The sequence below is a fragment of the Salinicola sp. NYA28a genome, assembly GCF_976982775.1.
On sequence record NZ_OZ334582.1, the window covers coordinates 4,089,314 to 4,109,634 of the forward strand.

Sequence of the window (20,321 nt, forward strand, 5' to 3'; positions counted from 1 at the left end):
CTCTCAGAAAAGAATGTCGCTGCCATCGGCAGCCAACTCCACGCCTTCCGGCAGGGTTCGCGGCGTTGCCAGGAAGTCGGCGTCCAGTTCGTGACTGATGTGCGTCAGCCAGGCGCGAGACGGCTGGATTCGCTCGATGATCTCCAGCGCCATGCTGACGTTGTTGTGGTTGCGGGGCGTGGTATGCGACTCCGGGTGCGGGGAGTCACAAGAATCCGGGTGCGGGGAGTTATAAGAATCCGGATGGGTGGCATCGATCACCACGCCATGCGGCCGCCATTCGGTCAGGAAGCGCTCGGTGGCGCCGGGCAAGCCCACGGTATCGCACAACCAGGCCAGCCGATTGACGCCGTCCGAGATCGCGTAACCCAGCGTCGGCTTGCTGTGATTCAGCGGCAGCGGCGTGACCTCGAGCCGGCCCAGCTGCAAGGGCCGAAACGGCTTCAGGCCGGGCTGGAAGTCGAGAATGCCGGGGTTCTTGTGCAAATCGGCACAGCCTTGAGGATCTTTGGGACCGTAGACCGGAATCGATTCGCCTCGCCCCCAGCGCAGGTGCAACAGCCCCTGGACATGATCGGCGTGGTAATGCGTCAGCAGAATCGCGGCCGGCCGCTGACGCTCGCAGCGGGCGGCCAGATCCATGCGGCCGGCGTCGATCAGAATCAGGTCGCCATCGAGTTCGATCTCGCCGCAACAGGGCTCGCGGCGGTGGCAGCTCAGCAGCCGCGCCCGCTGGCAGGCCAGGCAGTCGCAGCCGAAGCAGGGAACCTGTCCGCTGTCACCGGTACCCGAAAAGCGCAGCTTCACGCCGGATCGTCCGCTACGGGCGTGGCGTCGAGCCAGGCTTCGAGTGCCTTCACGCCATGCGCCAGCTCGCCGCCGTTGTCGATACGCGCAATATCGCCCAGCGCATCCTCACCGCCGCCGCGCGCCAGCCGCGCCTCGATCTCGGCCAGCGTCTCGCGCCCGCGAGCGATCAGACGCCGGCGCAGCACCTCGACATCCGCCACGACCAGAACCGGCATCAGGGCCGCGCCGAAGCGTCGACGGCCGCGCTCCAGCGCTCGCCGGCTGCCGTTGAGCACCACCGTATGCCCCGCCGCCAGCCACGCTTCGATCTCGATGCCGACGCCGTAGTCGAGCTCATGTGCGCTCCAAGATAGGCAGAAAAGCCCCTGCTCGCGCCGCCAGTGGAATGCCTCGCGGGAAAGCTCGATACAATTCTCCGTCCCGCCGCTGGCCCGGGTGATATAGCGATGCGCCACCAGCGCGTCCGGACGCCGTCGTGCCAGCTCGCGCAGCAGGCTGTCCTTGCCGACGCCGCTGGCGCCCATGACGTAGATCAGACGCGACATCTCGGACCTCTCGAAAAATACGCCATCAATGGACCTGTCTACCCGCAGACCAAACTCTCTGCACCACCGGATGATCGTCGATCAATCGCACCCGCAACAGATCGGCACGGAGCCCCGGCGCCAGGCGCCCACGATCGGTCAGGCCTACCGCTTCGGCCGGTATGCGTGTCGCGGTGGCGACCGCCCGGGGCAGCGCGTAGCCGTTCTCCATCGCCGCCACCTTGAACACCGCGTCGAGCAGCGCCGCCGGGTAGTAATCCGATGACAGGATATCCAGCACGCCCAGCTCGACCAGATCGGCAGCGGCGATGTTGCCGGAGTGGGAGCCGCCGCGGACGACGTTGGGTGCGCCCATCATCACCGCCATGCCGGCACGGTGGGAGGCCTCCGCCGCTTCGCGGGTGGTGGGGAACTCCGCGACTCGGGTGCCATATTCATGGCTTTCGGCGACGTGCTCGACGGTGGCGTCGTCGTGGCTGGCGATCGCCAGGCCCCGTTCGCGACAGCTGGCCGCGATGGCGCGGCGATGCTCGGCGCTGTAGCGCTGGCTGTTGTCGATCTGGGTCGCCATGAAGGCGTTCATCGCCGCGTCATCGAGCTGGTACTTGCCCTGATAGTAGACGCGATACGCCTCGAGGCTGGCGAACTGGCGCTGGCCGGGGGCGTGATCCATCAGCGAGACCAGGCCCAGCAGCGGTGACGACGACAGCTCGCCGAAGCGCACCAGCGTGTTCGGGTGACTCACCTCACAGCGCAGGTGCAGACGATGATCGACCCGCGCCAGACCGTCGTGAACGATCTGCGACAGGGCATGGCACATCTCGTCCAGTGCCCGGTGGCGCATGCTCTGCTCGTCGACGTCACCGATCGAGACCGCATCGAACACGGTGGTGATGCCGCTGGCCGCCATCTGGGCGTCGTGGGCCAGCGCCGCCTGACGTCCCGGCCATTCGACCTTGGGTCGCGGCTGGAAATACTTTTCCATGTTGTCGGTGTGCAGCTCGACCAGCCCTGGCAGCAGCGTGTCGCCTTCGCAATCGACGGCGCCCCCGGTCTGGCTCGCGCCATGGTCGATGGCGGCGATCCGGCCGTCGCGGATCACCAGCGTGCCGTCGATCACCTCGTCGTCGAGCACCAGCCTGGCGTTGGTCAGTACCTGTTCCTGCGTGCTCATGACAGCGTCTCCTGAGTGTTCTGGGTAACGGAAGCGCGGGCGCCGAGACTATCGTCCAGCGGCAGCAGGCGATCGGCGACGCGCTCGCGCACGTCCTCGTCGTGGAAAATGCCGAGCATCGCCGCGCCGCGGGCCTTGGCCTCGCCGATCAGGGTGATCACCACGTCGCGATTGGTGGCGTCCAGCGACGCGGTGGGTTCGTCGAGCAGCAGCAGCGGATGCTCGCCGATGAAGCCGCGGGCGATGTTGACGCGCTGCTGCTCGCCGCCGGAGAAGGTGCCGGGCGGCAGCTGCCACAGTCGCTCGGGCAGGTTGAGCCGGGCCAGCAGCGTCTCGGCGCGCTGGCGGGCCTCGTTTTCGTCGGCACCACGCGCCAGCAGCGGCTCCATCACCACATCGACGGCGGCGACCCGCGGTACCACGCGCAGAAACTGGCTGACGTAGCCGATCACGTCCCGGCGCAGGCCGTGCCAGGCGTAGGCCGGCAACGTCTCGAGGTCGAGTTCGCCATCCTCGAAATGCAGCCGGATGTGCCCGCGGTCGATGCGATAGTCGCCGTGAAGCATCTTCAGCAGCGTGCTCTTGCCGATACCGCTGCGACCGGCAAGCACCAGGCATTCGCCGGCGTCGAGGGTCAGCGAGAGATCGCGCATCACGTCGATCTCGAGCCCGCCCTGGCCGTGCAGCAGGAACCGTTTGTGCAGCCCATCCACCGTGAGGCGAGGTCGGGCGCGTTTCGGGGAAGCGCTAGTCTCGGAAAGCATCGGAATTCCTCCCTCAAGGTGTCAGCACGGATGAAACCAGCAGCTGCGTATACGCGTGCTGCGGATCGTCGAGGATCTGGTCGGTAAGGCCGGCCTCGACCACCTGGCCGCGGCGCATCACCATCAGGCGGTGAGCGAGCAGGCGCGCCACGGCGAGGTCGTGGGTGACCAGCACCACCGAAAGGCCCAGTTGGCGTACCAGCGTGCGCAGCATGTCGAGCAGGCGCGCCTGCACCGAGACGTCGAGCCCGCCGGTGGGCTCGTCCATGAACACAAGACGCGGCCGGGTGACCAGGGTGCGGGCGATCTGCAGGCGCTGCTGCATGCCGCCGGAGAAGGTGCGCGGGGCGTCGTCGATACGACCGGGGTCGAGCTCGACCTGGCGCATCCACTCCTGGCCGGTGGCACGCAACTGACCGTAGTGGCGCTGGCCCTGGGCCATCAGCCGCTCGCCGATATTGGCCCCGGCGGAAACGCCCATCCGCAGGCCATCGCGGGGGTTCTGGTGCACCAGCCCCCATTCGAGACGCAGCAGTGCTCGACGCCGTGCCTCGCCGATGGCGTAGAGATCGAGCTCGGCCTCATCCCTCTCCAACTCTCCCTTATCCAGCACGTCTTCTCCGGCGCCGGCTCGAGCGGCTTCGGACTCGTGAATAGCCCTTCGATAGACCACGCGTCCCGCATCGGGCGCTTCCATCCCGGCGAGCACGCGCAACAGCGTCGACTTGCCGGAGCCGGATTCGCCGACGATGCCCAGCACCTCGCCGGCATGCAGTTGAAAATCGATCGCCTCGCAGCCCTTGCCGGGACCGTAGAGGCGGGTGATGTCCTGAACGTCCAGCAGGACCGGGCGCTCCAGTGCCGGCTTCTTCATGCCACCTCTCCCCGTCGCGTCTGGCAGTAGTCGGTATCGGAGCAGACGAACATCCGCCCGCCCTTGTCATCGGTGATCACTTCGTCGAGATAGCTGTGATCGCTGCCGCACAGCGCACAGGTGTGCTCCCAGCTCTGGACCTCGAACGGATGGTCCTCGAAGTCGAGGCTCTCGACCCGGGTGTAGGGCGGGATCGCGTAAAGCCGCTTCTCGCGACCGGCGCCGAACAGCATCAGCGCCGGGTTGCCGTCGAGCTTGGGGTTGTCGAACTTGGGGATCGGCGACGGGTCCATCACGTAGCGCCCGTCCACCTTGACCGGGTAGGCGTAGGTGGTGGCGATATGGCCGTAGCGGGCGATGTCCTCGTAGAGCTTGACGTGCATCACGCCGTACTCCTCCAGCGCGTGCATCAGCCGCGTCTCCTGCTCGCTGGGCTCGATGAAGCGCAGCGGCTCGGGAATCGGCACCTGGAACACCAGGATCTGGCCGCTTCGCAGCGGCGTCTCGGGAATCCGGTGGCGGGTCTGGATGACGTCCGCCGCGGTGGTGGCGGTGGTGGTCTCGACGCCGGCCACGCGCTGGAAGAAGTGGCGGATACTGACCGCATTGGTGGTGTCGTCGGCACCCTGGTCGATCACCTTGAGAATGTCGTAGGCACCGAGAATGCTCGCGGTGAGCTGCACACCGCCGGTGCCCCAGCCGTAGGGCATCGGCATCTCGCGTCCGCCGAACGGTACCTGATAGCCGGGAATCGCCACCCCCTTGAGCAGCGCGCGGCGGATCATCCTTTTGGTTTGTTCGTCCAAATACGCGAAGTTATAACCGTCCACGTTAGCGCTCCTCCTGCTGGGGGCTGGCGGTGTCGCGGGTGCCGTCGAGTTCAGCCTGGCGTGCGGCATGCTCGCGTCGCAGACGGCGCAGCAGATCGAGCTCGGACTGGAAGTCGACGTAGTGCGGCAGTTTCAGGTGCGAGACGAAGCCGGAGGCGTCGACGCTGTCGGCGTGGGCCAGCACGAACTCCGCCTGCTGGGCGGGGCCGATGATCGGCTCGCCCAGCTCCTCGGCGCGCAGGGCGCGATCGACCAGCGCCATCGCCATGGTCTTGCGCTCGTTGTGGCCGAAGGCGAGGCCGTAACCGCGCGTGAACTGCGGTGCGGCCTCGCGCGAGCCGCCGAACTGGTTGATCATCTGGCACTCGCTCAACGCGATCTCGCCGACGCAGATCGTCTCGTCCCACTCGTCGACGTGGATCTCGACCTCCACCTGACCCAGGCGAATCTCGCCGGCAAACGGGTGGTTGCGGCCGTAGCCGCGCTGGGTGGAGTACCCCAGCGCCAGCAGGTAGCCCTCGTCGCCGCGGGCCAGCATCTGCAGCCGGGCGGCACGGTCCATCGGGTAATCGGGCGGATCGCGGGTGATGTCCGCAGGCTCACTGCCGTCGTCGATCTCCTGCTCCACCAGGCCTTCGTCGTTGAGCAGCTCCAGAATCTGCGGGCACGCCTCGGCTTCGGTGAGTTCTTCGCGAATCTCGGCGGCCGGCACCTCGGCACCGGCCAGCTGCAGGAAGTCGAGCAGGCGGTGGGTGTAGTCGTAGGTCGGCCCCAGAATCTGGCCGCCGGGGATGTCCTTGTAGGTGGCGCTGATGCGGCGCTCGATGCGCATGCTGGCGGTGTCGAGCGGCTCGCTGACCGCCAGTCGCGGCAGCGTGGTGCGATAGGCGCGCAGCAGGAACACGGCTTCGGTGAGATCGCCGCTGGCCTGCTTGAATGCGAGCGCGGCGAGTTCGGGATCGTAGAGCGAGGCTTCGCTCATCACCCGGTCGACGGCCAGCCGCAGCTGGTCACCGACCTGGGCGACCTCCAGTTCCGGGCGATCGCGATCGCCGCGGCGGCGGTCGGCCAGCCAGCGATGGGCGTTGGCAATCGCCTGCTCGCCTCCCTTGACGGCTACGTACATCAGTTCGTCTCCTGAGAATCGGCGCGAGCCTCGACACTCGCAATTCGGGTGCTGCGGGGAATCGCCGCCAGCTGCGCGCCGCAGCCGAAGATGGCGTCCAGCCCCTGCGGAAAGCTGGCACGGTTGCCGGCCAGGCGAGTCATCAGTGCCCGGCAGCCGGCGCCGTCACCGATATCGAGCACCCGCGACTCGGCGATGCCGGGGCCGCTGAGCCGCCAGCCGTGGTCTGCGTCGTCGGCACCGTTCGAATCGTTTTCCAGCCGCTCGACGGCGACCAGCAGCGTGGTACCGCGATCGGGATAGGTGTCGCTGCCCACCGCGAAAGGTGTCTGCGGATCGAAGGACTCGTGGGTCAGCAGCGCGAAATCGGCACTCGCCGGGTCATCGGTGATTCGCGCGCCGGTGTGGAAGGTCAGCGCCTCGCGCAGGGCCGGCGAGTCGAGGTCGGCGGCGATCCAGACGCGTGTCTCGAGGTCGCAAAGCGTCAGCACCACGCCCCACAGTGCGGCGCCCAGCGCGTCACTCGGCGCCACCTGGGGCGGTGCCGGCAGTGCCAGCGTGGTCAGCGTGCCCGGCTCGGAAAGCGCGCCGAGAATCTGGCGAAACAGACGCTGACTGTCGTGGGCGGGGTCGGCCAGCCCAGGCCAGACGAGATCCCTCGTCGTTTCCGTCTTTACCGTCATTGCTTTGTCCATCGTCACTTTCTCCATCGTCATTCGCCCGTGCTCACTCGCCACGTACTCATTCACCACGTGCTCACTCGCCACGTACCTATTCACCACGTACGAGGGTGAAGAAGTCGACGCGGGTGGCGGCGGCGGTGGCGGCATCGCGGCGCTGACGCTCGGCCAGTTCCTCGGCCAGCGGCGCGAGTACGTGCGTCTCGAGCTTCTGCTGCCATTCGGCGTGCTGGGCGACGGCATCGGCCAGTGCGATCAGCTCGGCGTGGCGGTGGTCACGGCCCCGTACCCAGCCGTGGCCGAGGGTGCCGTCGTCGAGGGCGACGCTGGCGCGGGTCAGGGTCATCTCGCCGAGATGGAAGGCGTTGCCGGTACCGCCGGTGCGGCCCTTGAGCATCGCCATGCCGGCTTCCGGGCCGCGTACGCAGCGGTGTGCGGGCACTGCATCGAGCGCCGTCCAGCACGCCTCGATTCGCTCGCGGGTAGAGAGCGCCAGCAGCCGCTGACGCGCGCCTCGTGATGTGTCGTTCATGACGCAACCTCGTCGGTGTCGAAATCCATGGGGTCGATGTCGAAATCAACGTGATAGGAGAGCCGGTCGGCACGCGCCCGGCCCATCGAGATTTCCACCAGCGCGCCGTCGGCATCGGTGTTTTCGCTGGTCATCAGCAGCAGCGGTGCGTTGAGCGGACACTGCAGCCAGCGGGCGTCGTCGCGGGTGGCGGTTGCGGCATCGATGCGCACCCGGCGCCGGTGAAGCCGCAGGCCATAGTGCTGACCCAGCAGGGCGCGGGTGGAACCGCCGCGATAGCGCTCCAGCCAGCCCGGCACGCGCTCGGGATCGAACCAGTGGCGCAGCCGCATCAGCGGGGCATCGTCGACGTAGCGCACGGTATCGACCCGCAGCAGCGGCTCGTCGGCGGGGCGGCCGAAACGCAGCGCGATCGCCTCGGGGGGCGTCTCGAGCCCCTGTTCGAGACAGCAGGTATTCGAAGGCAGACCGAGGCCGGCCAGATTCTGGGTCACCTTGCTGCCGGCGCTGACGGCGTAGTCGAGGCGACGATCGACCACCTGGGTGCCGCGTCCCTGGTGGCGCGTCACCAGGCCGGCGGCGACCAGCTCGTCCAGCGCCCGGCGTACCGTGTGGCGATTGACCGCGAAGCGCTTGGCCAACTGGGCCTCGGTCGGCAGCAGATCGCCGGGGGCGTAGTCGGCGCGCACTTCGCGCACCAGCACTTCGGCCAGTTCGCGGTAGCGCGGCATCGTCAAAATTTGTCTAGACATCATCGGACCCAAAAAACCGGGGGAAGCCCCGGCATCAGATGAAGCGTTTGCGAACACGCTGCGACGCCATATCGAGCAAAGTGACGGCAACGATGATCACCAGCATGATCGTGGCGGTCTCGGTGTACTGGAATCCGCGCATGGTCTCCCACAGCGAGACGCCGATTCCGCCGCCGCCGACCATGCCGAGCACCGTGGCGGAGCGAATGTTGGACTCGAAGCGGTACAGGCTGACCGAAATCCACAGCGGCAGAACCTGGGGGATCAGGCCGAAGATAATCTCTTCCAGTCGCCCGGCGCCGGTGACGCGAACGCCTTCCATCGGCCCGGCATCGGTGGCTTCCACCGCTTCCGAGAACAGCTTGGCGAGCACGCCGGTGGTGTGGACGAACAGCGCCATGGTGCCGGCGAACGGCCCCAGGCCGACGGCGACCACGAACAGCATCGCGAACACCAGTTCGTTGATCGCGCGGCACGCATCCATCAGGCGTCGTACCGGCTGGTTGATCCACCACGGCGCTAGGTTGTCCGAGGAGAGCAGGCCGAACGGGATGGCGAACAGCACCGCCAGCAGCGTGCCCCAGATCGCGATCTGGATGGTCACCAGCATCTGGTCGATGTAGTGATCGAGACTGCCGAAGGTCGGCGGCACGAAGTCGGCGGCGAGCGTGGCCATGTTGCCGGCGTTGCTGACCAGCAGGCCCGGGGCCATTTCGGCGCCCTGCCAGGCCCAGCCGAGCACGCCTGCGGCAACCGCCCAGCCTAGCAGCGTGGTCCAGCTGCGCTTGCCGGCGCGGGCTTGCATGTCGAGGGAAGAGGCGCTTTGCATGTGCGTTGTCCTGACGAAGAGATCGATGAGGATCGGAGCTCGATCGTCGGCGGCAGGTCGAAGAGTCGATCTGCCGCCGGCCGGGAGCGGAACCTCAGTTGGCCATTGCCGTGGTGTTGTCGGCCTGCTCGGCCTGCGCGGCTTCGCGGGCGTCCATGCGCTGGTTCAGCGATTCGAGGCGAGCGTCGATATCCGCGAGTTGCTGCTGCTTCTCCTCGGCATCGATCGAATCGTCGGCGGCGAGCTGGGCGCGCTGCTTGAACAGGGCGAGCTGACGGATCGGCAGCAGTTGGTCGTTGTCGGAAGCGGCAAAACCGGACCACTGCAGCGGTTCGAGAATCTGCTTCTGCTTGTCGGTATCGCCGTAGCTCAGGAAGAACTGGCGCAGCTCGTCCTTGGTTTCCTGCGGTAGATCGGTACGCCAGACCAGCGGATCGGAGGGGATCAGCGGCGACTTCCAGATCACCTTGAGCTGGTCGGCCTTGTCGGGATGAGTGATCTCCAGGCGCTCCATGCTTTCGGTGTTGAACGTCGCGACATCGACCTGGCCGTTGGCCACGGTCAGCGCATTGGTCTCGTGATTGGAATTGAGCGTGCGCTTGAACGCGGTGGCGGGATCGACGTGGTTCTTGGCGAAGACGTAGTAGCCCGGTACCAGATATCCCGAGGTGGAGTTGGGATCGCCGTTGCCGAAGGTCAGCTCGCCGGCGTGATCCAGCACTTCGTCGACTGAGTCGTAGGGGCTCTCCTTGTTGACGATCATCAGGCTCCAGTAGCCCGGCGCGCCATTGGCGGCGACGGTCTGGGCGAAGATCTCGCCACCGGCGCGATCGACTGCTTCCATTGCCGACTTGTTGCCGTACCAGGCGAGATCGACCTTGTCGAAGCGCATCGCCTGGATCACCGCGGCGTAGTCGGTGGCGAAGAACGGCTGGACCTCGACGCCCAACGCCTCGGACATGTCATCCAGAAACGGCTGCCACTGGGTCGACTGGTTGGAACTCGATTCGGTGGAGATGATGCCGAAGCGCAGCGGCTCGTCGGCGGCCTGGGCCGAACTGACGGCCAGCGTGGTGCCGAACAGGCCGAGTCCGGCGATCAGCGGCAGGGCCGCACGGCGTAGACGGGATGAGATCATGTCGTTTCCTCGAAGCGTCGGGGTTGGTGATCGATGGTCAGGGATCGGTCGTGGGTATGTCGGTTTTCCTGCAGAGCTCGCTCGGCTCAGCCCACCGCATGCAGTGGCGCCGCCATCCGATGATCGGGCTGGCGGGATTCGAGCTCGTCGAGACCGGCGTTCTCGTAGAGCGCCTGCAGGCGGCTGTCGGTGAGGCCTTCGATCGGCCCGTCGTAGTAGAGCCGCCCCTGTTTGAGGGCGATGGCGCGGCGGCAGTAGCGGCGCGCGACGTCGACCTGATGCAGGGTGACGACGATGGTGCGGCCGTCCTCGCGATTGATGCGCTGGAGGATCTCCATCACTTCGCGGGCGCTGCGCGGATCGAGGGAGGCGATCGGCTCGTCGGCGAAGATCACTTCGGCCTCCTGGACCAGCGCCCGGGCAATGGCGACGCGCTGCATCTGGCCGCCGGAAAGGGTATTGGCGCGCTGATGGGCGAGACCGACGATGCCGACCCGCTCGAGTGCGCGCAGCGCCAGGTCCCGTTCGTGCTGGGTGAAGCGGCCCGTCAGCGCCCGCCATCGCGGCATCGCCCCGAGGTGGCCGATCAGCACGTTGGTCAGCACGCTCAGGCGGCCGACGAGATTGAACTGCTGGAAGATGTAGCCGGCACGACGGCGCTGTTCGCGACTCGCGCCGACCAGTCGCCCCTGGCGCTGCACGTCGCGATCCAGCACTCTGACATGACCGTGCGACTGGCGGTCGGCACGGGTCAGGCCGATGAGATGGCGCAGCAGGGTCGACTTGCCGGAGCCCGACGGCCCGATCAGGGTGACCATTTCGCCGCTGGCGATCTCGAAACCCACCTCGCGCAGCGCGGCGTGGTTGCCGAAGGATTTGTCGAGCCGTTCGACGCTAATGATGGCGGTCATACGATTCGTCCCGGAAAGTGTTTGGAACCCGAAAAGGTTGGACACAGTCTGGCGACGTCGTGTGACGGTTATTTATCTAGACAATTAAGAAACGGTGACAAGGACGGGGGCAAAAAACGCCACGAAAAAAGCGCCCGTGGGCGCTTTATGAGGAGTATCAGCAGGTTGGCGGCGGCCGTCATCGCGCTGACACGAATTCGTCGTCGAATCGTCACATCCGACGAGGGACGATGTCGGCCGCCGGCCGGGCGTCAGGCGCTTTCCGTGGCGGGCAGGAAACCGCCCTGTCTGAGCACGTCCTCGTAACCTTCTCGGAAGGTGGGATAGCGGAACGTGTAGCCGGAATCGAGCAGCAGCCGGTTGTTGCAGCGCTTGCTGGAACGGCGACGCAGCGGTGACTGGATGACGTCCGGCGTCTCGACCTTGAGTCGCCCGGCGATCCAGGCCATCACTTCGTGCAGCGGTGCCGAATCGCAATCGCTGGCGAGATAGACCGGCTCCAGCGGCTTGCCTTCCAGCGCCAGCTGGATCAGGTGGGCGATCACGCCCGCGCAGTCGTCGCGATGAATGCGATTGGAGTACATTGGCGGGTTGGAGGCGGCGATACGGCCTTCGCTCACCTGGCGGATCAGCCGGTCGCGACCCGGGCCGTAGATTCCCGAGAAGCGGATGGCCGTGCCGGGCAGATCGTGTGCGAGCAGCGCCTGCTCGGCCTCGCGCATCAGTACCCCCGAGAAACCGTGGGGTTCGGTCACCGAGGTCTCGTCCACCTCTTCGCCGCCCTGCTGGGCATAGACGCTGGTCGAGGAGACGAAAAGGACCCGCTCGGGCGGCTTCTCGCGGGCGCCGAACGCCTGCAGAACCGCCTTCAGGCCAGTCGGATATGCCGCCTCGTAGGCCGACTCCTCGAACCGGTCCGCCGTCACCGCGTAGACGATGATATCGGCATCCGGCAGTGCCGCCAGCGCGGCTTCGTCGGTCACGTCCAGCGCCACCGCTTCGATCCCGGTGCCGGCGAGCGCGACGACGTTGCGGCGTGCGCCGATCACGCGATGACCGGCATCGATCAACTGCTTCCCGAGCTGGGTGCCGATATCGCCACAGCCGAGAATTAGCGTAGTTTTCTTCACCTTTCCCTAGCCTCTTGGTAAAACGTCCTTGATGATTCGTCCCTGAGGACGCGAATGACCTCGAGAACCACACACTGACTTCGTGCGACAGGGAGCCTTCCGGTCCCAGCCAATGACTCTAACAGAACTCCGCTACATCGTAACCTTGGCCCAGGAGCGCCACTTCGGCCGCGCCGCCGAACGCTGCTTCGTTTCCCAGCCGACGCTGTCGGTGGCCGTCAAGAAACTCGAGGACGAGCTCGGCATCGCCCTGTTCGAACGCTCCAAATCCACCGTTCAGGTGACCCCGCTGGGCGAGCGGATCGTCGAGCAGGCGCACCGCGTGCTGGAGCAGGCCACGCTGATCCGGGAGATGGCCACCGAAGGCAAGGACCAGTTGATCAGCCCGCTGCGGATCGGTGCCATCTATACCATCGGCCCCTATCTGTTTCCGCATCTGATTCCGGCGCTGTCGCGCATCGCACCGCAGATGCCGCTCTATATCGAGGAGAGCTTCACCGGCGTGCTGCGGCGCAAGCTGCGCAGCGGCGAACTCGATGCCATCTTCGTGGCGCTGCCGTTCAACGAGTCCGACGTAGTCACCAAGACGCTCTACGAAGAGCCATTCGAGGTGCTGCTGCCGGCCGGCCATCCATGGACGGAGAAGGCGGCGATCGCCAAGGAGGATCTGCTCACCGAACGGCTGTTGTTGCTCGGCGAGGGTCACTGCTTCCGGGACCAGATTCTGGAGGCCTGCCCGGCGATCAGCGCGCAGCTCAACAACCCGTCGAACACCCTGATCGCCGAAGGCGGCTCGCTGGAGACCATCCGTCACATGGTCGCCTCCGGCCTGGGCATCACCGTGCTGCCGAAGCTGGCGATCGGCACCAATCATTATGAAAACGGCCTGCTGGAGAGTCGGCCGTTCAAGGGCAGTGCCCCCACGCGTAGCGTCGCGCTGGCATGGCGCGCCAGTTTCCCGCGGCCCAAGGCGATCGACGCACTGATTCAGGCGATCGATAAAATCCAGGGTAGCGACGTCGAGGCCGCATGAGCCTCGATGCGCCGGTAACCGACCTCTCCGGCGTCGGCGAGGCCCTGGCCGGCAAGCTGGCCCGGCTGCGCATCGAGCACGTCGTCGACCTGCTTTTCCATCTGCCGCTGCGCTATCAGGACCGGACACGAATCACGCCCATCGGCACCCTGCGTGCCGGCACCGAGGCCGTGGTCGAAGGCGAGGTCAGCGCTGCCGAGGTCGTCCGCGGCCGTCGGCGCAGCCTGCTGGTCCGCCTCAAGGACGGCACCGGCATCCTCAGCCTGCGCTTTTTCCATTTCTCGCCGGCCCAGCAGCAACAGTTCGTCAAGGGCGTACAGGTGCGCTGCTTCGGCGAGGCCCGCGCCGGCAGCACCGGGCTCGAGATCTATCACCCGGAATATCGTCTCATCCAGAGCGAAGCGACGCCGGTGGACGAACATCTCACACCGATCTACCCCGCCACCGAAGGGCTGGCGCAGCCGCGCCTGCGCGCCCTGATCCAGCAGGCGCTGAAGCGGCTCGAACAGGCGCCCGAAAGCCTGCCGGAGTGGATTCCCGAACCGCTGCGCGGTCGTTTTCGGCTGCCGGGGCTGATCGAATCGGTGCGCTATCTGCACGAACCACCGCCGGACGCGCCGCAGGAACGGCTGGCCGATGGCCGCCATCCCGCACAGCGGCGCCTGGCGCTGGAAGAGCTGCTGGCCCATCAGTTGAGCCTGCGCCAGGTCCGCCTGCGCATTCAGACCGATGGCGCGCCCCGGCTCGCGGCCAGCAGCAACCTGCAGGCGCGCTTTCTGACCCAGTTGCCGTTCTCGCTGACCCAGGCACAGCGCCGGGTGCTGGAGGAGATCGGACGGGACCTGGAGCGGGAAGTACCGATGCTGCGGCTGGTGCAGGGCGATGTCGGCTCGGGCAAGACCGTGGTCGCCGCCATGGCGGTGCTGAACGCCATCGCCGGCGGCTGTCAGGCGGCGGTGATGGCGCCCACCGAGATTCTCGCCGAGCAGCACTTTCGCCAGTTTCGGGCCTGGCTCGAACCGCTGGGGATCGAAGTGGGCTGGCTGGCCGGCAAGCTCAAGGGCAAGGCACGCCTGGATACCAAGGCCGCCATCGCCGACGGCCGCGTGCAGGTCGCCGTCGGCACTCACGCGCTGTTTCAGGACGACGTGGTCTTCCACCGCCTGGGGCTGGCGGTGATCGACGAGCAGCATCGATTCGGCGTGCATCAGCGCCTCGCACTGCGCCAGAAGGGCGAATCCGGCGGCCTGACGCCGCATCAGCTGATCATGACTGCCACGCCGATCCCGCGCACCCTGGCGATGAGCGCCTACGCCGATCTCGACCTGTCGGTGATCGACGAGTTGCCGCCGGGACGCACGCCGGTACATACCGTGGCGGTGCCGGACGAGCGTCGCCCGGAAGTGATCCAGCGTATCCGCAACGCCTGCGCCGACGGCCGCCAGGCCTACTGGGTCTGCACCCTGATCGAGGAGTCGGAAGCGCTCACCTGCCAGGCGGCGGAGGTGACCCGCGACACGCTGGTGGAAGCGCTGCCGGAGCTCAACGTGGGACTGGTTCACGGCCGCATGAAGGCGCAGGAAAAGGCCGACGTGATGGATGCCTTCAAGCGCGGCGAGCTGGACCTGCTGGTCGCCACCACGGTGATCGAGGTCGGCGTCGACGTGCCCAACGCCAGCCTGATGATCATCGAGAATCCGGAGCGGCTGGGGCTCTCCCAGCTGCATCAGCTCCGCGGCCGGGTCGGTCGCGGCAGCGTCGACAGCTACTGCGTGCTGCTCTACCACCCGCCGCTGTCGAACCATTCGCGCCAGCGGCTCGGTATCCTGCGCGACACCACCGACGGCTTCAAGGTGGCGGAAAAGGACCTCGAACTGCGCGGCCCCGGCGAAGTGCTCGGCACCCGCCAGACCGGGCTGGCGCAGATGAAGATCGCCGATCTCGAGCGCGACCGCGACCTACTGGATACCGTCACCGCCCTGGCCCAGGCGCTGCTCGAGGAAGCCCCCGACGCCGCGCCACCGCTGATCCAGCGCTGGCTGGGCGACGAAGCCGGGCGCTACGGGCAGGTGTGAAGCCGGCTTATTTGCCCGGCCGGGGAGCATCCAACCGCTCCCTCTGCGCGGCCATGTGGGCGACGAACTCCTGAATGAACGCTCGCGTCAGCAGCGAGGGTTTGCGCCCGACACGGCTGACGAGATGGAATGGCGACTCGATCACGACCTGATCCGGCATCAGCTGGCGCAGCTCCCCCCGTGCCGTCCAGTACTGCGCATAGTGGATCGGCAGGTTGCCCAGAAAGTGACCGCTCAAAATCAGTAGTGCCTGCGCTTCCATGTTCGAGGCGTGGGCGCCGACGCTGGCGCCCGGAAAAGGCGCCAGTTCACGCAGATTGGCATACGGCCTGACCACGAAGGCGTGCTCGACGATCTCCCCGACACTGATCTCCTTCTCGGGTCGCGCGAACAATGGATGCCGTTTGCCACAGTAGACCCCATGGTGTTCGGTATAGACACGCCGCTGCTGAATGTCGTCCCGCTTCGGTGACTCCGGTAACAGCGCCACCTGCATGACGCCACTTGCCACATCGTTCATCAGCCGGTCCGGTCCGGCCACGTCGATATCCAACCGAACCTGACGATATTTCTGCAGAAATCGACCGACCACCGATTTGAGATCAAGGTCGGTATCCATCACCGTGTTGTCGACGATACCAATGCGCAGGGTGCCATAAACCGTACTCTTGAGCTCGCCCATCTCACTGTCGAAGTCTTCGACCGAGGCGAGCAGTGCTCGCGCCTGGCGGTAGACCCGATGTCCCCGATCGGTCAGTTCGAAGCCCTGCCGACCGCGTTGGCAAAGCGTGAAACCGACGCGCTCCTCGAGTGCCTTGATGTGAAAGCTAATGGCCGACTGACTGAGATTCAACTCGGCCTGAGCGCCCCGAAATCCTAGATGGTCGACAACGGAAACAAAGACCACAAGACTCTTCAAGTCGGCGGTGGACGGCTTCATGAGCGCTCCATATCGGTGCAAGAAAACATCATGTTTTTTATTTTGATGATCAGAATATATCACTTTTCTTGTTGCGCAGGCGCTGCTCCAATATCCCCAACCCGGTTTTCAATCGTCATAACCACAATTACTGGAAATGCTCATGAACCGCTCCGTAACCCGTTTCTCCGGCATGATGGCTCTTGCCTTGAGCCTTTATTCCCTCACCGCCAGCGTGCAGGCGGACCTGCTCGATCAGGTGCAGCAGAAAGGCAAGCTGACCGTCGGCACCGAAGCGCGCTTCCCGCCATTCGAGTTCGTCGAGGACGGCAAGATCAAGGGCTATTCGGCCGATATGATGAAAATCATCATGGACTCTCCGGAGTTCAAGAACGTCTCGCTGGATCGTCTGGATCTGCCGTGGCAGGGCATCCTTCCCGGACTGCAGAACGGCAAGTTCGACTATGTCGTGACCTCCGTGACCGCCACGCCGGAACGCATGCAGCGTTACCACCTCAGTGCGCCAATCGCCGATGCCACCATGGCCGTACTCAAGCGAGCCGACGACGACAATATCCAGTCTGCCGACCAGCTGGGTGGCCTGAAAACGGCGTCCCAGGCCGGTTCGGCGCAGCTCGCTGCACTCGAGAAGCAGGCCAAGTCGCTGGATCAGGCCGGCACGCCTGTCGCCAGTATCAGCACCTACACCGGCTTCGACGAAGCCTACGCGGATCTCGCGGCGGGTCGCGTCGACGCGGTCGTCAACAGCCTTCCCAACCTGCTCGACGTTCAGAAGCAGCGCCCGGACATGTTCAAGGTTGTCGGCACCTTCGGCGATCCGACCTACTTCACCTGGGCCGGTCGCAACGACGACGAGAGCGCTTCGCTCAACGCCTTGATGGACAAGAAAATCCATCAGATGGAAGAGGACGGCACGCTGGAAGAGCTCCAGCAAAAGTGGTTCGGCGCACCAATGGATCTGCCGGCCGAACTGCCGGCTGCCATGCCGAACTCCTGAGACGGATGAGCGACAACGGTTAGCGGAGTATCGCGATGCTGGACATTCTGCTGAACAATGGCGATGCCTTTACCAGAGGGCTCGGCATCACGCTGATCGTGTCGCTTGCCGCGATCGGGCTGGGTGCCGCGCTCGGCATGTCGATTGCCTACGGCTTGCTGAGCCGCCATCGCGTCGTGCGACGACTGTGCGGCGTTTATCGCAGTTTCTGGCGCGGCACGCCGATCCTAATCCAGCTGCTGCTGGTGTTCTATTTACTCCCTGAAATCGGATTTGACGTGCCACCGATCCTGGCCGCCATTCTCGCGCTGTCGCTGAACACGGCAGCCTTTCAGGCCGAAATCTATCGCAGCGGCATCGCCAATGTTCCCTCCGGACAGCTAGAGGCTGCCAGAATGTGCGGCCTCTCCCGCTGGCACACCCAGCGCCATATCGTCATTCCGCAAGCCTTCAGGCTAATCCTGGCGCCATTGACCAGCGAAGTCATTACGATCATCAAGAACTCGTCGCTAGTTTCTATCATCGCAGTGACCGAACTGATACGCGTCAGCCAGCAGATCGCCTCGCGCAACTACCTGCCACTGGAGACTTATCTAGCCGCGGGCGCGATCTATCTATTGGTGACGCTGACCATCGCGCGCCTGAGCGCAAGATTCGAACGGCGAAGCGCTGGCCGCCTCGCGCAGGGGAGCTGACATGTTCGATATCGGTGTCATTCAAGACAATTGGCAGATCATCGCGTTCGGCCTGTGGAATACCCTATGGATCTGCTTTTTCGGCTGCCTGCTGGCGATCGCTCTGGGCTTGGTCCTGGCCATCGCGCAGATGAAGTTTGCCCGCGTGCTGTACTACCTCATCGCCGGCTACGTCGAAATCTGTCGCGGAGTGCCGCTGCTGATCCTACTGTTCGTGCTCTATTACGGCGGTCCCAGCATCGGTATCCGGCTGGACGCGGCCACCGCCGGCTTGATCGGCATCGGCGCCTATGGTGCCGGATACTTCTCGGAGCTTTTTCGCGGCGGCTTCAGCGCCATTCCACAAGGGCAGCTGGAAGCGGCGCGCATGCTGCGCATTCCGAGCCGTCATGTTCTCACGCAAATTCAGTTGCCACAGATGCGCAAGCTGATCGCTGCACCGACGACCAACCAGATCATCATTCTGGTCAAGGAATCCGCGCTGCTGTCGGTTATCTCCGTCGACGATCTGACCAAGAGCGCAACGACCGTCGTCAACCAGACGTTCAGTGCCACGGAGCCCTACATCGCCGCGGCACTGCTCTACTGGCTGATCATCGAAGTGATCTCCTTCGGCGGGTCGCGCGTCGAGCGTCGCTCCCTCAAAACCTCCACTTCCCGTTAACCGACTCTCGGATCGCATATGGCTACTCCACAGGAAATCGTCTCTGCCCGAGGGCTCGGCAAGCAGTTCAACGGCGTTGATATTCTCAAGGACATCGATTTCAGCCTTCACGACGGCGAGGTGACCTGCATTATCGGTCCTTCGGGATCGGGGAAAAGTACCCTGCTGCGCTGCCTGGCGTTTCTCGAGACCTATGAATCAGGCAGTGTCTACATCGACGGCAAACTGCTGGGCTATGAAGAAAAGGGCGGCAAGCGAGTCCGCGCCAGCGAGAAAACCATCGACGAAGTACGTCAACCCGTCGGCATGGTGTTTCAGCACTTCAATCTCTGGCCACATCTGACCGCGCTGGAGAACGTCAATCTGGCGCTGCGCCTGGTCAATCGCTCGTCGAGGCGGGATGCCAACTCGCGCGGGCTCGAATTGCTCGATCGCGTCGGCCTGCGGGACCGAGCGCACCATTACCCGGCCAGTCTTTCGGGTGGACAGCAGCAGCGTGTCGCCATCGCGCGGGCCATGGCGCTCGAACCCAAGGTCATGTACTTCGACGAACCCACTTCCGCGCTCGACCCGGAACTGGTAGGCGAGGTCCTCGAGGTCATCCGGGATCTGGCCGACAACGGCATGGCCATGGCGATCGTCACGCACGAGATGAGCTTTGCCGCCAAGGTTGCCGATCGTGTGGTGTTCATGGATCAGGGCAGCATCGTCGAGTCGGCTCAGCCCGACACGTTGTTCTCACGCCCCGAGAGCGAGCGCCTCAAGCAGTTTCTCGATACCTGGCGTCAGCGCCAGTTCGATTGATTCCCTTCATTCTGTACCACGCAATTTCGGAGAAGAGATGTCTCAGCACGGTTATGACTCGGGAAGACTCAATCTGCCTTTTGTGGGCATCTGCACGTTCGGCAAATATCGTTATGTCGAGAACTGGGATAATATCGACGCCGATGTCGCGGTGCTCGGCGCGCCGTTCGATTTCGGCGCCCAGTGGCGATCTGGCGCCCGCATGGGCCCGCGTGCGATCCGCGAAGCGTCTACCCTGTTCGCCTTCGGCCACTCCGGCGCCTACGACCACGAGGACGACGTCACCTATCTCGACCCGAGCGAGATCAAGGTCGTCGATATCGGCGATGCGGACATCGTCCACACCGATACCATGAAGAGCCACGCCAACATCGAGTTTGGCGTGCGCAAAATCCTCGCAGCCGGCGCGATTCCGGTCGTGATGGGCGGCGATCACTCGATCAACATTCCCTGCATCAACGCCTTCTCCGACGAGGAGCCGATTCATCTGGTCCAGGTCGATGCCCACCTCGACTTCGTCGACGAGCGCCACGGGGTGAAGTACGGCCACGGCAACCCGATGCGCCGCGCCGCCGAAAAGCCGTGGGTCGAGGGACTGAGTCAAATCGGCATTCGCAACGTCTCCTCGACCTCGAAAGAGGGCTACGACGATGCTCGCGCCATGGGCTCGGATATCCTCTCCGTCCGCCAGTTCCGCAAGCTGGGCGTCGATCAGGTACTGGCGCGAATTCCGGAAGGCAAACGTTACTATCTGACTATCGACATCGACGGTTTCGACCCCTCGATCGCACCCGGCACGGGCACGCCGAGCCACGGCGGCTTCCTCTACTACGAGGTGCTGGAGTTGATCGACGGACTCGCCAAGCGCGGCACCATCGTCGGGCTGGATCTGGTCGAGGTCGCCCCGGACTACGACCGCACCGGCTCCACCGCCATCCTTGCCGCGCAGGTTCTGCTCAACGCGATCGGTCGAATCACTCACCACAGAAACCGATAAATCTCCCGACTGCGGGTTTCC

Annotated in this window: 22 protein-coding genes; 7 read left to right on the top strand and 15 right to left on the bottom strand. The window is 65.1% G+C overall.

Annotation, left to right across the window (positions count from 1 at the left end; all coding sequences use genetic code 11):
* Positions 1-3 precede the first annotated feature (3 nt).
* The 14 genes from ACWHY3_RS18470 to ACWHY3_RS18535 form a co-directional block, all read right to left on the bottom strand.
* Positions 4-807 (bottom strand): MBL fold metallo-hydrolase, encoded by an 804-nt coding sequence (locus tag ACWHY3_RS18470; RefSeq protein ID WP_448127218.1) that lies wholly within the window; start codon positions 805-807, stop codon positions 4-6.
* Positions 804-1,355, bottom strand: coding sequence for a ribose 1,5-bisphosphokinase (gene phnN, locus ACWHY3_RS18475; RefSeq protein WP_448127219.1), 552 nt, complete (start codon positions 1,353-1,355; stop codon positions 804-806). Before phnN ends, ACWHY3_RS18470 begins: the two co-directional genes overlap by 4 nt.
* Positions 1,356-1,380: 25 nt before the next feature.
* The gene (locus ACWHY3_RS18480) at positions 1,381-2,529 is read right to left on the bottom strand and encodes an alpha-D-ribose 1-methylphosphonate 5-triphosphate diphosphatase (RefSeq protein WP_087720121.1); all 1,149 of its coding nucleotides are present in this window, start codon (positions 2,527-2,529) and stop codon (positions 1,381-1,383) included.
* Positions 2,526-3,293, bottom strand: coding sequence for a phosphonate C-P lyase system protein PhnL (phnL, locus tag ACWHY3_RS18485; protein ID WP_071230459.1), 768 nt, complete (start codon positions 3,291-3,293; stop codon positions 2,526-2,528). The genes ACWHY3_RS18480 and phnL overlap by 4 nt, the downstream gene beginning before the upstream one ends.
* Before the next feature lie 13 nt (positions 3,294-3,306).
* Positions 3,307-4,167 (bottom strand): phosphonate C-P lyase system protein PhnK, encoded by an 861-nt coding sequence (locus ACWHY3_RS18490; protein ID WP_071230460.1) that lies wholly within the window; start codon positions 4,165-4,167, stop codon positions 3,307-3,309.
* Positions 4,164-4,997 carry an alpha-D-ribose 1-methylphosphonate 5-phosphate C-P-lyase PhnJ gene (locus tag ACWHY3_RS18495; RefSeq protein WP_071230461.1) on the bottom strand — a complete coding sequence of 278 codons (834 nt, stop codon included), beginning with the start codon at positions 4,995-4,997 and terminating at the stop codon, positions 4,164-4,166. The genes ACWHY3_RS18490 and ACWHY3_RS18495 overlap by 4 nt, the downstream gene beginning before the upstream one ends.
* Position 4,998: 1 nt before the next feature.
* Positions 4,999-6,123 (bottom strand): carbon-phosphorus lyase complex subunit PhnI, encoded by a 1,125-nt coding sequence (locus ACWHY3_RS18500; protein ID WP_448127220.1) that lies wholly within the window; start codon positions 6,121-6,123, stop codon positions 4,999-5,001.
* Positions 6,123-6,806 (bottom strand): phosphonate C-P lyase system protein PhnH, encoded by a 684-nt coding sequence (gene phnH / locus ACWHY3_RS18505; RefSeq protein WP_071230527.1) that lies wholly within the window; start codon positions 6,804-6,806, stop codon positions 6,123-6,125. Before phnH ends, ACWHY3_RS18500 begins: the two co-directional genes overlap by 1 nt.
* An 88-nt stretch (positions 6,807-6,894) precedes the next feature.
* Positions 6,895-7,335, bottom strand: a complete 441-nt coding sequence (phnG, locus tag ACWHY3_RS18510; protein ID WP_448127221.1) for a phosphonate C-P lyase system protein PhnG — start codon at positions 7,333-7,335, stop codon at positions 6,895-6,897.
* Positions 7,332-8,087 carry a phosphonate metabolism transcriptional regulator PhnF gene (phnF, locus tag ACWHY3_RS18515; RefSeq protein WP_170835841.1) on the bottom strand — a complete coding sequence of 252 codons (756 nt, stop codon included), beginning with the start codon at positions 8,085-8,087 and terminating at the stop codon, positions 7,332-7,334. Before phnF ends, phnG begins: the two co-directional genes overlap by 4 nt.
* Positions 8,088-8,121: 34 nt before the next feature.
* Positions 8,122-8,916, bottom strand: coding sequence for a phosphonate ABC transporter, permease protein PhnE (gene phnE, locus ACWHY3_RS18520; protein WP_071230465.1), 795 nt, complete (start codon positions 8,914-8,916; stop codon positions 8,122-8,124).
* A 94-nt stretch (positions 8,917-9,010) separates the two neighbouring features.
* Entirely contained in the window at positions 9,011-10,054 is a 1,044-nt protein-coding gene (gene phnD, locus ACWHY3_RS18525; protein ID WP_071230466.1) for a phosphonate ABC transporter substrate-binding protein, read from the bottom strand.
* An 86-nt stretch (positions 10,055-10,140) separates the two neighbouring features.
* Entirely contained in the window at positions 10,141-10,965 is an 825-nt protein-coding gene (phnC, locus tag ACWHY3_RS18530; RefSeq protein WP_071230467.1) for a phosphonate ABC transporter ATP-binding protein, read from the bottom strand.
* 251 nt (positions 10,966-11,216) lie between these two features.
* Positions 11,217-12,095 carry an NAD-dependent epimerase/dehydratase family protein gene (locus ACWHY3_RS18535; protein ID WP_071230468.1) on the bottom strand — a complete coding sequence of 293 codons (879 nt, stop codon included), beginning with the start codon at positions 12,093-12,095 and terminating at the stop codon, positions 11,217-11,219.
* A gap of 112 nt (positions 12,096-12,207) precedes the next feature.
* Between ACWHY3_RS18535 and ACWHY3_RS18540 the strand changes: the two genes are divergently transcribed.
* Both ACWHY3_RS18540 and recG read left to right on the top strand, forming a co-directional pair.
* Positions 12,208-13,128, top strand: coding sequence for a hydrogen peroxide-inducible genes activator (locus ACWHY3_RS18540; protein WP_087720127.1), 921 nt, complete (start codon positions 12,208-12,210; stop codon positions 13,126-13,128).
* Positions 13,125-15,203, top strand: coding sequence for an ATP-dependent DNA helicase RecG (gene recG, locus ACWHY3_RS18545; RefSeq protein ID WP_448127222.1), 2,079 nt, complete (start codon positions 13,125-13,127; stop codon positions 15,201-15,203). Before ACWHY3_RS18540 ends, recG begins: the two co-directional genes overlap by 4 nt.
* 7 nt (positions 15,204-15,210) lie before the next feature.
* On the opposite strand, the gene ACWHY3_RS18550 is transcribed toward recG, so the two are convergent.
* Complete coding sequence (locus ACWHY3_RS18550) at positions 15,211-16,143, bottom strand: LysR family transcriptional regulator (RefSeq protein ID WP_448127223.1); 933 nt, start codon at positions 16,141-16,143, stop codon at positions 15,211-15,213.
* A gap of 142 nt (positions 16,144-16,285) precedes the next feature.
* Between ACWHY3_RS18550 and ACWHY3_RS18555 the strand changes: the two genes are divergently transcribed.
* From ACWHY3_RS18555 to speB, 5 genes are read left to right on the top strand one after another with little or no spacing between them, the layout of a single operon-like run.
* A complete protein-coding gene (locus ACWHY3_RS18555; RefSeq protein ID WP_448127224.1) occupies positions 16,286-17,140 on the top strand; it encodes a transporter substrate-binding domain-containing protein in 855 nt (284 codons plus the stop codon).
* 35 nt (positions 17,141-17,175) lie between these two features.
* Complete coding sequence (locus tag ACWHY3_RS18560; protein ID WP_448127225.1) at positions 17,176-17,835, top strand: amino acid ABC transporter permease; 660 nt, start codon at positions 17,176-17,178, stop codon at positions 17,833-17,835.
* Position 17,836: 1 nt separating this feature from the next.
* Entirely contained in the window at positions 17,837-18,499 is a 663-nt protein-coding gene (locus ACWHY3_RS18565) for an amino acid ABC transporter permease (protein ID WP_448127226.1), read from the top strand.
* Between the two features lie 18 nt (positions 18,500-18,517).
* Positions 18,518-19,303: an amino acid ABC transporter ATP-binding protein gene (locus ACWHY3_RS18570; protein ID WP_448127227.1), complete on the top strand. Its 786-nt coding sequence runs from the start codon at positions 18,518-18,520 to the stop codon at positions 19,301-19,303.
* Positions 19,304-19,340: 37 nt separating this feature from the next.
* On the top strand, positions 19,341-20,300 hold the full coding sequence (gene speB, locus ACWHY3_RS18575) for an agmatinase (RefSeq protein WP_448127228.1): 960 nt from the start codon (positions 19,341-19,343) through the stop codon (positions 20,298-20,300).
* Positions 20,301-20,321: the final 21 nt, after the last annotated feature.